Here is a 14854-nt window from a genome sequence, read left to right as displayed (position 1 = left end):
TCTGCTTGCTGTTCAGCGTTTCCGCGCTGATAATATCGTTATGAAATCAGCTTTGACTTCTCAGCCTGCTCTGCGGATTTACGGATAAAGGGCGCAAGCGGTTTTTGCAGGGTCAGCGCCAGGAGCAGGGCCAGCAGGCCAAAGAGGACAAGGAGTAGCGCATCGCGGACCGCCACCTCCGGCAGGATGCCGCCCACTGACTCGCGCAGCAGGCTGATTGCATAGGTAAAAGGCATGAATGGATTCAGCACCTGAAAGAAATGTCCGGTTGTACTGACAGGAAAGGTGCCGCCTGAGCTGGAAAATTGCAGGATCATGAACACAATAGCAATTCCTTTGCCGATATTTCCGAACACAGAGACGAGCGTGAATACAATAGTAACAAACACAATGCTGATCAGCACCGCAAAGAGGACAAACCAGACCTTATCCGCGACGTAGCAATGGAGTATAAACAGGTTCCCCAGTACGGCAACCAGCGCCTGCAGAATACCTACCGTCAAAAAGGTAAGCAGACGGCTAAAATACAATTCATATCCCCGATATGGTCTGCCCCCCGTGTCGACTCCGGTCCGTAATAGTGAAATGAGCAGTGTTCCTCCAACCCACAGAGACAATACAACGTAGAATGGTGTCATCGCCGAACCGTAATTGGGAATCGGATACAGCTGATGTTCAGTTAACACAACCGGGTTAGCCAGAAAATCACTTTTACTCTTGATGTCCCCGCCCAGCAGCTGGGCAATTTCATCCAGATTCACCTCTGCTTTGACCCGCCGGACAGTATCTGCCGCTTTGCGGACAGCTTCCTCCAGTGTAGGAAGGTCTTCCCGTACCAGCGAGGCAGCCCGCTGAACACCCTGATCCGCCCGTGGAAGCCCTGTGCGGATCAGGTCAGCTGCGGTGCGGAGCTTCTGCTCCGCAGCCGGCAGGTCATTGCGGGCAAATTCGGCCGCTTCATGCACAGCACGGCCGGCAGCGGGTAGCTCCTCCAGAATACGCGGCAGGTCATTTGCAGCGAAGCTGTTCATTGCCGTCATATGTTCAGTTATACCGCTCGCCGCTGCGTGTACCTCTTTGCGGATAGCAGGCAAGTGCTGCTGCAGCGCAGTCAGCACCTGCTGTCCGGACAGAATGATACTTCCCGCTTCTGCCAGCATCGTGTCCAGCGATTCCAGCCGGCGGGGAGCCTGCTGCAGTGCCTGGGCGGCCGACCGGGCATTATGGCTCAGCCGCTGCAGCCCGTTCTGTACCGCTGGCAGTGTCTGCGCGCCGATGCCGGACAGCAGGCCGTCCGCGGCAAGCCTCGCCCGGCCGGCCGCAAGGCTGAGCTGCTGCAGTACGTCATTGTCCGGCTTCGAGCCGCCCTGCAGTGCTGAAGCCAGGCGGCCGGCCTGTGAAGCGGCAGCCGAAAACCGGGCACGCGCTGCACTCAGCGCGTTTAAATCGCCGGCGTCCACAGTTCCGGGCTCGAGCGCGTCAACGGCACGAAGCAGCTTGGAGGTATGCTCCAGCATCTCGCTGCCTGCGGCAAGGCGAGCTGCTGCTTGCTTGAGCCCGTTAACTTCCTCCGTCCGGAGGCTCGTAAGCATCTTTGCCCCCAAAGCCCCTACCCCGGAGCTTTCTGTGCCATTCTGCTGTTCTGCCCCCTGCACTCCGCCGGCTCCTGCAACCGCCGCCTGCATCTGCCCGGCAAGCTGCTCCGCAGCATCCGCCGCCTGCTGCAGCAAATATAGATTCTGCCGCACCGCCTCCGGCACGGCAGTGAACGCCGAACTGCTGTCCGTCAGGAACTGCTCCAGTTCCAGTCCAAAGCTGCTTCCGCCTTCAGTCAGCAGGGTTGCCTGCGGCAGCGACTGTGCTGCCATATCCACAACCTCCTTCGCATCTGCCATTCTGGCGGAAGCCCGTTCCAGCACAGCGTCCACATCGCTTAAGCTACTGTCCAGCAGCGCCACAAACTCCACAGCCTTCTCCAGCTCCGGCAGACGGTGTTCCAGATTCTGCAGCATGCCAGCCGCAGCGCTGATTCTCGACCAATGCGCATCCAGCAGTTCCGCTGCCGCACCGGCCTGTCCGGCCAGCGGCAACTTGTCCTGAAACGAGGCGATCCGTAAGGCGGAAGAGACCATTTCCGGCCAGTCCTGCTGCAGCTTGAGCACCAGCCGGCCCGCCTTTTCAATCTGGGGCAGACTGTCTTCAAGCTTGAACAGCCCTTGCTCCACCCTGCGGATCACCGGAAGCTCTGACTGGAATTCCTGATCGATCTCCTTTAAGACAGTGAGTACTGTACTGCTGAGCGTTTCCGTAAATTTTTCACTGATCTGTGCGGTGATCGTCGAGGCGCCCTTCTCAGTGATTTTGGGGGCAATCGCGTTTATTTTTTCATTGACGGTATATTGCACCTCAGGCTTCACCAGCCTACCTTCCAGTATCCCGGCCATCCGCTGCGAAAAGTCGGCGGGGATAAGGATGCTGGCATAATAATCGCCGCGACGGACACCGGCAACCGCTGCCTCAGCCTCAACGAAAATCCAGCCCAGCGAATGATTAGTGTGCAGGCTGGCCAGGAGTTCTTCGCCTATATTAATGCTCCTGCCCTTGACCTCAGCTCCTTTGTCCAGACTAGACACGGCAATCTGGATTCCCGAAGTATTACTATACGGGTTCCATACGGCAGCAATATTCACCCAGTCGTACAAGGAAGGTAGCACAACAAGAGCAGCAGTTAGCAGTACCGCTACGGGAACCTTGAAGAGGTTCCGCCAATCGCTTCTATAGAGTTGCCAAATATTTTTCAAACCTGCTCACCTTCCGCCCGTCATTTGGATATTTTAATATGCCCCGGGAAGGAAGTTTTTACAAACCGGCTCGGCGTCAAAAATAATTGCAACATTTCCGGATATTCAACGTTAATAATGGTACATCCCCCGTTTGAACATTAGAGCGGCGGGTAATGAAAGAGTATGAGCGAATTTTTGGATCACATCTTGCCAAGGGGGAAACAATGAAATGCTAATGAACAAACCGAAAGTTTTACTGCCTGTGCTGGTCCTGCTGTTCCTTTCCCTCATTACGACGGCAAGCACGGCAGGTACGAGAGCTGAAGCACAGAGCGGTGCTCAGACAGAGCGCCTGACAGTATATATACAAGAACTGCAAAAGAATGCAGACGGCAGCCTGAAGCTGACAGCCGATCCGATTGAGTGGTATGAAGGCGCTGAAGCGGACCGCATCTTTGCCGAGCGGGAGCCGGAAGCTGCCGCGGAGATCGGCGGAACGCCGGACGGCTATTATATCGTAAATGACAGTGAGACGCTAAGTACTTATCCGGTAGCCGCCAATGCCGCGGTGATGATGCAAATCTACGACCATACGGGTAACCTGGAAGATCTGGACATCAACTGGAACGAGAGCATTACGCTCCAGAAGTTCACTGAGGAATTTGCTAAGACGGAAGTGTTCGATCTCAGCGGATCGCCGTATCATCTCACCATCGAGAACGGCGTCGTTACCTCCATTGTCCAGCAATATACTCCTTAAACCTTATACAAGAGGCTATTCCACAGCAGCTGCTGCTAACGGAATAGCTTCTTTTTATTTGCACAAATTCACCTTATCCCTTAGGCCTCAAGGTAAACCGGCATGTGTAAAAAGGTTAGCAGATTTCACAGCCTTTTCTGCAGTAAATGCTTTACTCTGGCCGTCCTTTCCCCAATAATGGGGAGTAGCAGTTAAGTGTAGAAAAGTCAGAAAAAAGGGGTATGGGCATGATTGCTTTTGAGCTGAACGTGGGTTCACCGGTTGATTTGGAGATGACAGGCAAATTTGTCGCCCCCTCCAGCGACTGGATTCATCTGAGCCGGATTTTGCAGGATTATGAGCTGATCGTAATGACGGAGGGCGTGCTCTATCTGGCCGGTGACGATACCCGTTATTCCCTCTCCAAAGGCGAATACGTGCTGCTCCCTCCTTACACCAGGCAGTACGGCTACAAAGCCTCCGCCTGCAGCTTTTACTGGCTCCATTTCAAGACGCCCGGCGGACTCAGCGTTACGGACAGTGCCGGCCCTATTGCTGATCATGCAGACAACCGGCTGCTGCTCCCCCAATACGGCAGTGTAAAAAGCCTGGAGAAAATGATCGTTATGATGAAGCAGCTCCAGGATTCCGTCCGGGCTTATAATCAGAAAACGCTCAACAACTATATGACTACGGTCATCCTGTGCGAGCTGTACAACCAGGTGTTTCAGATTGAGCATCATCCGGTCAGGAAAACCAAGCAGGAGCAGCTTTACAACGATATCATAGACTACATTAAATGGAGCCGCAGCGAGCACATTAAGGTATCGCAGATTGCCGCCTATTTTGGCTATAACGAAAAATATCTGTCCCATCTCTTCAGCACCATCTCCGGCATTCCGCTCAAGCAATATATCCTGCAGCAAAAAATGGAGCTGGCGAAATTTCTGCTGTCCGATACCAACCAGAACATCAGCGAGGTCTCGCTCCAGCTCGGCTATAAGGACTGCCACAATTTCATGAAATCGTTCAAAAAAATCGTCGGCCTCACGCCCACTGAATTCCGCAATGCGTATGCGAAGCGGCTGTTATTTTATGAGTAGACACAATCTCAGGTTAAGCAGGCAGAACCGGGTCTCACGGGAAGAGCCTTGCTATGAGAGACCTGCCTATGGGTACAGCCTATGCCCATCTGGACCGGAAGCTGATTCGTAACGCGGACAGGGCGAAGACGGATAGATGTTAATTAGAATAAGTAAAAAACAGCGGCAGTTTATGGACAAAAACAATGTCCATCACTGCCGCCGTTTCTATTCAAGGGAATTTTGCCCTGCATTCCGCCAACTTAGCCGCGCCGGCCGGATTCAAGGGCAATAATGCCCTTTCACACCCGGCCAGGGCCGGTTACTTATTGTCCGGCAGCGGCACGCCGAAGTCCGGTGTGCCGTCTTCCTTCCAGCCTATTACCTTGGCACGGGTGTGGCGGTTCGGATCGTACAGCGGATCGCCTGTAATCTCCTTGTAGCTGCGCGCATGGTAGATCAGCACATCCTCCCCGTTCTCGCCCACGGTAAAGCTGTTATGGCCCGGACCGAACTGGCCGTTCTCTTCGCTGGTCTTAAACACCGGCTCCGGGTGCTTGCTCCACGAGGCAGCATCCAGCAGATCGCTGTCCTCATCTGCAGTAAGCAGTCCTATGCAGTAGTTGTAGTCGGTGGCACTGGCTGAGAAGCTAATGAAGACCTTGCCGCCGCGTTTCAGCACGGCTGCACCTTCATTTACGCTGAAGCCGATTTTTTCCCAATCGTATTCCGGATGGGCAATCATCGTCTGCTTCCCGGTCAAGGTCCACGGATTGCTCATCTCCGAGATATAAAGATTGGAGTTCCCCGGGATTGCCGGATCCTTCTGGGCCCATACATAATAGAGAATCCCTTTATGCTGGAAGGTCGTCGCATCCAGGGCAAAGGATTCCCAGGCCGTCTTGACCTGGCCCTTCTCCACCCAGCTGCCTTCCAGCGGATTCGGCGATTCGTTCTCCAGCACATACATCCGGTGGTCGAACAGTCCATCCTTTGTTTCGGTAGTACGCGCGGCAGCAAAATAGATATACCATTTGCCCTGCAGATAATGGATTTCCGGTGCCCAGATGTTAGCGCTGAGCGGCCCGGTATCATATTTGCGCCAGGCTACAACAGGAACGGCTTCGGCGAGGTTTTCAATTGCTGCGGCTCTGCGCACCTCAATCCGGTCATATTCCGGTACGGAAGCGGTAAAGTAGTAAAATCCGTCTGTATGCTTATACACCCAGGGATCAGCTCGCTGCTCCACAAGCGGGTTGGTATACTCTTTGCCAGTGCTCATATCAGTTTCTCCTTTGGTCCATTTATGCTGGATCTATTTAAGTGTTAGTACAGTAACCGATGCCGGCGGGAGCGTGCAGCTCAGGATGCCATCGGTCAGCAGAGCGCCTTCATAGGCTGAAGGTGCTATCGTATCCGGCGCTTCGAACGTGTTATGAGCACCAAGCTCGGCATGAGTCAGGATCTCGCCTGTTACTGCACTTACCTGCGCGCCTCTGATGTCAAGGCTCAGGCCAGCGTCTGCTTCATGACTCAGATTACAGATGGAAACATAAATGCTGCCCTCTTGATCGCGGGATGCAGAGATGCTCAGCTGCGGAACCGTTACTCCGCCATGGGTATACAGCGGGCTGTCAAAAGCAACCTCCAGCAGCTCGTTATCCTGATGCACCTTATACATCCGGAATACATGATAAGTAGGGGTAAGCAGCAGCTTGTCGCCTTCCGTCAGAATCAGTGCCTGCAGCACATTGACCATCTGGGCGATATTCGCCATATGCACCCGGTCGCTATGATGATGAAAAATATTCAGGTGGATGCCGGCAACCAGTGCATCTCTGAGGGTATTCTGCTGGTAGAGGAACCCGGGATTCGTTCCCGGCTCGTTCAGGAACCAGGTACCCCATTCATCTATGATTAATCCTACCCGCTTCTGCGGATCATATTTGTCCATGATCGCCGTGTGGCGGGTAATGAGTTCGTCCATACGAAGGGATTTCTGCATCGTCTCAATCCACTCGGCTTCATCGAAGCCGAGTGCCGCACGCTTCTCCTCCCAGCTGCCGGGGATGGTGTAGGAATGGAGGCTAAGGCCGTCCATCATGCCGCCCGCTTCCCGCATCACAACCTCCGTCCAGTTGTAGTCATCCACATTGGCTCCTCCGGCAATCTTGTACAGCCGGTTATCGCCGTAATTTCGGACATAGGTCTGATAACGCCGGTAAAGATCCGCATAATATTCAGGGCGCATGTTGCCTCCGCAGCCCCAGTTTTCATTGCCGACGCCAAAATATTTCAGCGCCCACGGCTTCTCCCGCCCGTTCTCCTGCCGCCAGGCAGCCATCGGGGATTCACCGTCAAAGGTCATATACTCGACCCACTCCGACATCTCCTGAACCGTACCGCTGCCGACATTGCCGCAAATGTAAGGCTCACATTCCAGCAGCTCGCACAGGCGGAAAAATTCATGCGTGCCAAAGTGATTGTTCTCTACGACACCGCCCCAGTGGGTGTTAACCATCCGTTTGCGGCCTTCCTTCGGGCCGATCCCGTCTTTCCAGTGATATTCATCGGCGAAGCAGCCTCCCGGCCAGCGCAGCACCGGAATGTCCAGCTGCTTCAGCGCAGCGACGACATCGTTACGGATGCCATCCGTGTTCGGCACAGGCGAGTCTTCGCCTACCCATAAGCCTTCATAGATACATCTGCCAAGATGCTCGGCGAAATGCCCGTAGATATGTCGGCTGATCTTGCTTTTTGCGATATCCGCATTAAGTACGGCCTTTGTCATCGTTCTCTCCTCCATCCTTCTGCTCCCTGTTGTCTGTTTAGGCTTCGGAAGCTTGTTTACCCCAGACAGCGATCCCGCTGTCATTCAGCCCTGTAAAGACCAGAGCCGGCTTGTCTTTCTCCCAGTCCCAGGCCGGCAGCAGCTGCACCTTCTCTTCCCGTCCTTTGCCCTCTGAAAGATCGCTCCAGCTCAGCGTCAATGTCCGCCGTCCGTCAAAGGACCATACGCCTATGCCGTGCTCGCCCGTCATCTCACCGCTCTCCTGCAAAGTAAGCAGCTGCGGACTCACCTGGCCGTGGGCAGACGGATCATGCACCAGCCGGTCCCATGGACCCGGGATACGTCCGGCAGGAATATCCTGCTCCGCCTCTCCCGCATAACGTTCCGGTGAAACCACCGGCCAGCCGTCTTCTGTCCATAGGATTTTGCGAATATGCAGATAAGGCCAATGCTTGTTCTCTCCGCCGCGCGCATGGTGCACCATATAATAGGCTCCGTTGTCGTTTAACACCGAGTTATGCCCCGGGGCAATCCAGCCGGCATCGTCACCGAACCGGTATCCGCCTAGAATTTTGACACCTACCTCATGCTGCGGCATGTATGTGCTGTCCTTCATATCCCGGCCGTGCGCATCCAAATAAGGTCCGGTTATGGAATCTGCACGCGCCACCCGCACGTTGTAATCTTCAAAAAGCGAATCATACGAGACAAACAAATAATACTTTTTAAACTGTTCATTATAGACGATATAAGGGCCTTCCACTGCACCGTCCTCTGTAGTTTTGTCACGGACAGCCAGCAGCCGGCCGAAGCCCTCCTCAAGCGGTTTGCCAGACTCCTTATCCAGCTCTACAATATGAATCCCGCCGAAAAACGAGCCGTACACCATCCACATCCGGCCTTCCGCATCACACACTACATTGGCATCAATGGCATTCAGATGATCCTCTTCACGCGTCTTGATTACTGCACCTTCATCTGTCCACGGACCCTCAATGGAATCTGCCGTCTGCAGCCCGATCAGCGACTGGCGGCTGCCAAAGGAGGAAGCCGAATAATACATCCGGTATTTCCCGTTATGCCGGACAACGTCAGGCGCCCACAAATTTGTTGCCCGGGCCCACTCTGCTGCAATCTCCGGAATACCGGGCAGCGCATAGTGCACCCATTCCCAATGAATCAGGTCTGCCGATTTGCGCACCATCACACCAGGTACCGGCTCTCCCCCTACTCTGACATCTGTAGAAAAGATATAGTAGCCGTCAGGCGTTTTGATGATACCGGGGTCATGGGCATTATGTGTCCCCCACGCGGATTCTTTATCCAGAATGGAAGTATCATAGAGCTTCTGTTCACCCGGAGATTCCGGAAAAAGAAGGCTGCCGTCCGCTTCGCTGCGATGAACCGGCGTACCCATCAGCCTTTAACCCCGGAGATGGCCACAGATTCGATAATCTGCTTCTGGAACACCAGGAAGATAATCAGCATCGGCAGCAGCGCGATAATCGAAGCGGCCATAATGAGCGGATAATCCGTCTGGATGGCATAGGTCGCATTAAAGTTGGCAATGACCAGCTGCAGCGTCTGTTTCTCCGGTGAATTCAGGTAAATAATCGGCGACAGATAATCATTCCAAATCCCCATAAACCACAGGATCAGCTGAGCGGCTACCGCAGGCTTGATCAGCGGGAAGGTAATGGAGCTGTACAGCCGGAAATAGGAGCTGCCGTCGATTTTGGCGGCTTCAATAATGGCGTTAGGTACACTGCTGAGATACTGCCGCAGGAAGAAGATCATGACGATGTTGCCGAACAGGCCGGGAACAATCAGCGGAAGCAGGGTATCCACCCAGCCCAGCTTGGAGAACATGAAGAACTGCGGGATCATCACGGCCGGATACGGAATCATCAGCGATGAGAGCATCAGCAGGAAAATTTTATTTTTGGCCGGGAATTTAAGCTTCGCAAAAGAAAAGGCTGCCAGCGACGAGGTAAACGTTCCTACAAGGGTTACTGAAACAGCGATAATTACGCTGTTCTTGATCCCGCTCAGCAGCGGGCCGGCTTCCCAAATCTCTTTATATTTTCCGAAATGAACCGGGTTTGGAATCCATACCGGCGGCAAGGCAAAGACGTCCTGCTTGTCCTTCAGTGAGGTGGACAGCATCCAGAGCAGCGGGCCGATCATGAATACTGCACCGATTAACAGCAAAATGAAAATAAGGGTATTGGTAATTCTTCTTCTGCTCTTCAACGTTATTCGCTCCTCCCTCTCATATCAATCAACATCGAACGACTGCTTCTCGTTCATTCTGAATTGGATAAGAGTCACGACAAATATAAACGCGCCCAGAACAACCGCCATGGCGGAAGCATAACCCATCTGGAAGTTGCCGAAGGCTTTTTGCCAGATATAGAACACGACTGAAGCCGAAGCATACTCCGGTCCGCCGGTTGGGGTCATAATGTTCATCTCGGTAAAGATTTGCGATCCTCCGATAATATTGGTAACGATGATAAAGAAGGTAACCGGGCGCACCATCGGCCAGGTAATATGCCAGAAGGCCTTGAAGCTGTTCGCCCCGTCAAGCTCAGCGGCTTCATAGTAGGATCTCGATACACTTTGCAGCGCCGCCAAATACAGCAGCATCGTATAGCCGACACCTTTCCAGACCGCCATAATGATCAGTGCGGGTTTGACCGTATACTTGTTGGCCATCCAGTTGGGTCCCGTAATGCCGAACAGGTCAAGGAACTGGTTAACCAGTCCATAGTCCCCGTTATAAGCCCAGTTCCACATGATGGATACCGCAGCCAGTGATGAGATTACCGGAACATAGTAGATGACGCGGAAAGCTGTTGTCCCGGGTACACCGCGGTTAAGTCCCAGCGCCAGCAGCAGGGCCAGCACAATCCCGATTGGAATGCCGAGCATCATAAAGAGCGTATTGAAAAGCGCTTTATGGAACAGCTCATCCGTCCACAAATCCTTGAAATTGCTTAAACCGATCAGGTTCATCTGGCCGAGGCCGTCCCAATCCGTAAACGAGCCGTAGATGGAATAAATCATCGGATACAGGGTAAAGATCAGAAGCCCCAGCAGCGGAGGAAGAATGAACAGAAATCCGTAGATTTTCTCCTTCCGGTAGAGGTTAGACTTTTGATTCATGGCAATCACCTCAAATTCGGATATCAGATAAAAAGGATGCCGGCCGGTGCTGCTTTAAGGGCCGACATCACTTTTTTCTGGGGTAAAGAAGGTTTACCGGGAATTATTTCTTGGATTTCGCTTCCTGCTCAATCGCCTTATCCAGCAGCTTCTGCATCTTAGGCTGTTCCTCTTTTACATACTCTGCAGCCGTAATCTTTCCGTCCAGCACAGGCTGGATATCGGTGAAGAACAGGTTGTACCATTCAGCATTGTAAGTATAGTGGCCTGGCAGTACTCTTCCGTACTCTTCAACAACCTGCAGGAACTCTTCTTTGTTCGCTGGTTTGGTTGTAGTGTCCGCTGCCCATTCTTTAGCCATGTCGATCAGGTTAGGAATCTGGACTTTGGCCTTAACCAGTGCTTCCATGCCTTCCTTCGAGGCTGTCAGATAGTTAATCAGCTCAACGGCTTCTTCCGGATGCTTGGTTTTGGCGGATGCGCCGATACCAAGGGAGCCTGTCCATGTAGCGGATTTGCCAGTGGAACCGGCAGGGTAAGGAATCAGATCATAGTCGAAAGGCAGTGTTTCATAAGTGCTCATATCCCATGGACCAACAGGGAAGAAGGCCATTTCGCCTTTCATCCAGCGCTGGTAGGTATCCAGTGTCTGCGCCTGCTCGGTGGATGGTGTGATGCCATATTTATTCTGCATGTCTGCAAAGAACTGAAGCGCTTCCGCAAATTTCGGATCATCAATGGTAACTTTAGTTTTAGTTGCATCAATCCAGTCCGCACCATTACTCCATACAAACGCCTGCAAAGCCCAGTTCACGTTAAAGCCTGCGCCGAACTGGTCAAGCTTGCCGTCTCCGTCCTTGTCAATAGTAAGCTGCTGGGCAACCTTGATGAACTCATCCCAGGTGTAAGGCTTGTCCTTGTCAGGCAGCGGAATGCCGGCTGCTTCGAACATCGTTTTGTTGTAGCCGAGTGCAAAAGGGCCAACGTCTTTAGGCATACCGTAAATGTTGCCCTGACCGGCCATAGTGCCGTCATAACGGTACAGGTCCACGCCATATTTCCAGATATTATCAAGATTAATGTTAGAATTGCCTTCAATATAGCCGGTCAGATCCAGCAGAACGCCACTGTTGACATAAGCCTTGAGGTCACCGGATTCAAAATAGAATACATCCGGTACGCTGTTACCCGTAATAGAGGCCTTCAGTTTGGTTGCATATTGGTCTGCTGCAGTAACCACGATCTTGACCTTCACATTCGGGTGGTCAGCTTCGAATTGCTTGACAACGCCTTCATAAGCCTTCTGCTCATCTGTGCCGCCTCTGAACATAAACGTAAGATTCTTGGTTTCCTGCGAATTGCTGCTTCCCCCGCTATTTCCTGTGTTGCTTCCGGCATTATTGCCTGACGATGCATTGTTGTTCCCGCCGCAGCCCGCCAGTACAACCGATACCAGCAAAACTAACGACAGCAGTGTAAACCAGCCCTTTTTCTTTAACACTGAAACCCCTCCTAGAGTGTTGTGAACAATTGCGAAGCTTATATAGAAAGAACTAAAGTAACCGTTTGCGGTTGTTTATAGTTCAAGCTATCTTTTTGGGTTGATCCATTTTATATTTATCTTAATCAGTTAAAAAACATTTGAATGTATTCGCTTACAGATATAAAATAACATATATAAGGTTTGTTGTAAACATAATTATATAAAACTATTTAAACTTATTCAAAATAAATTCGTTTTATAAGCTTTTACTGAAAAAAAATGCGATTTTCATGTATGATTTAGCCGTCATTCTTCTAATAAATCTAAAATAAAAGGCTTAATTATACAGAATTTAGCTTAAATTTAATTATAATGCACAAATAAAGGAAGAAAGCTTTCCTTTTTAGCTCAATTAGTTTATAATTTTATAAAATAGTCATTAATGACGTCTGCGGAAGAAGGTTTGAGATGATATATATCAAAGATCTAATGAGTGGCATCGAAATTTTCAAAGCGCTGAGCTCTGAAATCCGGATTCAAATTCTGGAGCTGCTCGCCGGCAATCAGGCCCTTAACCTGAATGAAATCGCCAAGAAGCTGAATCTGAGCAACGGTGCCATCACAATGCACATCAAGAAGCTTGAGGAAAGCGGCCTTATTGAAATCAATACATCCGTCGGCAAGCACGGTATCCAGAAGGTCTGTTATCTGAACAAGGATAAGCTGATGGTCGATCTGCGCAGCAAGGATGTAGACAATCTGTATGAAGTGGAGATCCAGGTCGGCCACTACAGTAACTATCAGGCGGTTCCGACCTGCGGACTTGCTACAAAGGACAGCATTATCGGTGACTTTGACGAGCCGCGTTATTTCGCCGATCCCCAGCGGATCGATTCCGAGATTATCTGGATGGCCGAAGGCTTCCTGGAGTACCGTATTCCGAACTATCTGAAGGCCAACCAGACCTTCAGGGAGATCCAGTTTTCTATGGAGATCGGTTCAGAGGCTCCGGGTTTCAGCGACAACTACCCTTCCGATCTGTATTTTTACCTTAATGGTATCGAGATCGGCTACTGGACCAGCCCCGGCGACTTCGGAGACCAGCGAGGAACCTTCAACCCGGACTGGTGGCCGCCGCATCTCAACCAATACGGAATGCTGAAGCTGATCCGGATCAATAATGAAGGAAGCTTCATTGACGGCTGCCGCATCTCGGACATTACACTGGACGATATCAAGCTCGATTACAAAAGCGAGCTGACCTTCCGCATCGCCGTCACCGACAAGCCGGTCAACAAGCGGGGCCTGACCATCTACGGCAAACATTTCGGCAACTACAGCCAGGATCTGCTGGCCCGTGTGCTCTACAATGTGCATGAGGTGGAGGAAGTGAACCGGCGCGTTCCGGTCTCAACTACCGAATAGCCTGCTTTCGGAAGATCAAAGGCTCCCAAGAAAACCTCATTTCAGACTCTCTGCCCTTTCGCTTCCGTTATGGATGCGAAGGGGCTTTTATCTTTTACAGTTCCAAAATCCCCCTTTCTCGCCTATTGTCCCGGACTATACTGGATTTTTATGGACAATTTATGGATAAATAGAACCAATGCGCAGCTGAGTCTTTATTCACTAGTTATAGAATAATCCATTATTTACAATATAAATAATAATGTTCCAACTAATAGAGAGAAGGATGACGTATGCAAATCAACAAATGGGGATTACGCCTGTTATTCCCGGCCGCAGTCCTGACTGCGATGGCCGGCTGTGGAAACAACAGCAATCTTAATCATGGTGCAGAAGCCACACACGAGGCCTCCGTCCCGGCCTCCGCGCACCAGACACACTGGTCTTACGAAGGAGATACATCCCCGGAAAACTGGGCAGAGCTGGATCAGCTGTTCACAACCTGCAGTACCGGTAGGGCTCAGTCGCCGGTTAATATTCTTCATGACAAAGTGAAGGCAGATGAGAGTCTCTCCCCTCTAAAAGTGGAGTATTCCCCTTCACCGGTGTCCATCATCAACAACGGTCATACCATTCAGGTGAATCTTAACCATCAGAACAATAAGCTCACTATTGAGGGCAAGACTTACCTATTGCAGCAATTCCACTTTCATCTGCCCAGCGAGCATGAGGTTGACGGCAAACATGCGGAGATGGAGCTTCATCTGGTTCATAAAAGTGAAGACGGCTCACTCGCTGTACTGGGAGTAATGATTCAATCCGGCAGCGAAAATACCGTGCTGAACAAGCTTTGGTCCGTGCTTCCGGCCGACGAAAGTGAACAGGAAACGGTGGTTGACGGGCCTTTCGATCCGGCCGGGCTGCTGCCCGCCGATTTTCACTCCTTCCGTTATCAGGGCTCGCTCACTACACCGCCGTGTACCGAAGGCGTCCAGTGGATCGTCCTGGAGAACCCGGTTACCCTGTCCGGGGAACAGATCGGCAAATTCGCTGCGATTTTCCCGCATGACAACCGTCCTGTTCAGCCGCTGGGCAGCCGGGAGATCGGCAGCGATGAATAAGGATTGATTCAGTGTTCAAAAAGGCGATCCCCGCGGTTGCGGGGATCGCCTTTTTGGGACGGTTGCATAAGGGAGGCCGGGTAAGCTCGCGGATGCACGCCGGCAGACAGCCGAATCCCAGGCATTTTCTCCTTTGTTGGGCTCGCCCGGAGCGGCCGGCAAAGAAAAAACAGCTCATCCGCAGATGAGCTCAGGCTGTCGAGAAAGTCTCGACAGCCTTCTTTATGTGATCTTGGTTTCACACGACACCGCGTTAATGTTGTATAATATAGGTAACTATTTA

General features: G+C 51.8%; 11 protein-coding genes. 4 read left to right on the top strand and 7 right to left on the bottom strand.

Features of this window, described 5'->3' with window-relative positions:
- Positions 1–38: 38 nt before the first annotated feature.
- Entirely contained in the window at positions 39–2801 is a 2763-nt protein-coding gene (locus BLR64_RS13865) for a YhgE/Pip domain-containing protein (protein ID WP_090714971.1), read from the bottom strand.
- Positions 2802–3012: 211 nt separating this feature from the next.
- Between BLR64_RS13865 and BLR64_RS13860 the strand changes: the two genes are divergently transcribed.
- Both BLR64_RS13860 and BLR64_RS13855 read left to right on the top strand, forming a co-directional pair.
- Positions 3013–3543, top strand: a complete 531-nt coding sequence (locus tag BLR64_RS13860) for a hypothetical protein (RefSeq protein ID WP_090714969.1) — start codon at positions 3013–3015, stop codon at positions 3541–3543.
- Positions 3544–3770: 227 nt separating this feature from the next.
- Entirely contained in the window at positions 3771–4625 is an 855-nt protein-coding gene (locus BLR64_RS13855; RefSeq protein WP_090714967.1) for an AraC family transcriptional regulator, read from the top strand.
- 301 nt (positions 4626–4926) lie between these two features.
- Here BLR64_RS13855 and BLR64_RS13850 read toward each other — a convergent pair whose 3' ends face one another.
- From BLR64_RS13850 to BLR64_RS13825, 6 genes are all read right to left on the bottom strand, one after another.
- The gene (locus BLR64_RS13850; protein ID WP_090714965.1) at positions 4927–5886 is read right to left on the bottom strand and encodes a glycoside hydrolase family 43 protein; all 960 of its coding nucleotides are present in this window, start codon (positions 5884–5886) and stop codon (positions 4927–4929) included.
- A 33-nt stretch (positions 5887–5919) separates the two neighbouring features.
- Positions 5920–7395 (bottom strand): alpha-N-arabinofuranosidase, encoded by a 1476-nt coding sequence (locus BLR64_RS13845; protein WP_090714963.1) that lies wholly within the window; start codon positions 7393–7395, stop codon positions 5920–5922.
- Positions 7396–7432: 37 nt separating this feature from the next.
- Positions 7433–8812, bottom strand: coding sequence for an arabinan endo-1,5-alpha-L-arabinosidase (locus tag BLR64_RS13840; protein WP_090714961.1), 1380 nt, complete (start codon positions 8810–8812; stop codon positions 7433–7435).
- Positions 8812–9648, bottom strand: a complete 837-nt coding sequence (locus BLR64_RS13835; RefSeq protein ID WP_415841075.1) for a carbohydrate ABC transporter permease — start codon at positions 9646–9648, stop codon at positions 8812–8814. The genes BLR64_RS13840 and BLR64_RS13835 overlap by 1 nt, the downstream gene beginning before the upstream one ends.
- 24 nt (positions 9649–9672) lie before the next feature.
- Positions 9673–10563 carry a carbohydrate ABC transporter permease gene (locus BLR64_RS13830; RefSeq protein WP_068721719.1) on the bottom strand — a complete coding sequence of 297 codons (891 nt, stop codon included), beginning with the start codon at positions 10561–10563 and terminating at the stop codon, positions 9673–9675.
- A gap of 103 nt (positions 10564–10666) precedes the next feature.
- Positions 10667–12064 carry an ABC transporter substrate-binding protein gene (locus BLR64_RS13825; protein ID WP_090714957.1) on the bottom strand — a complete coding sequence of 466 codons (1398 nt, stop codon included), beginning with the start codon at positions 12062–12064 and terminating at the stop codon, positions 10667–10669.
- A 450-nt stretch (positions 12065–12514) separates the two neighbouring features.
- Between BLR64_RS13825 and BLR64_RS13820 the strand changes: the two genes are divergently transcribed.
- Both BLR64_RS13820 and BLR64_RS13815 read left to right on the top strand, forming a co-directional pair.
- Positions 12515–13471: an ArsR/SmtB family transcription factor gene (locus tag BLR64_RS13820; protein ID WP_090714955.1), complete on the top strand. Its 957-nt coding sequence runs from the start codon at positions 12515–12517 to the stop codon at positions 13469–13471.
- A 272-nt stretch (positions 13472–13743) separates the two neighbouring features.
- Complete coding sequence (locus tag BLR64_RS13815) at positions 13744–14571, top strand: carbonic anhydrase (RefSeq protein WP_090714953.1); 828 nt, start codon at positions 13744–13746, stop codon at positions 14569–14571.
- The last annotated feature ends 283 nt before the right edge of the window (positions 14572–14854 follow it).

This window comes from Paenibacillus typhae (assembly GCF_900099765.1).
Taxonomy (GTDB): domain Bacteria; phylum Bacillota; class Bacilli; order Paenibacillales; family Paenibacillaceae; genus Paenibacillus_AQ; species Paenibacillus_AQ typhae.
This window is presented reverse-complemented; position numbering and strand designations above follow the sequence as displayed.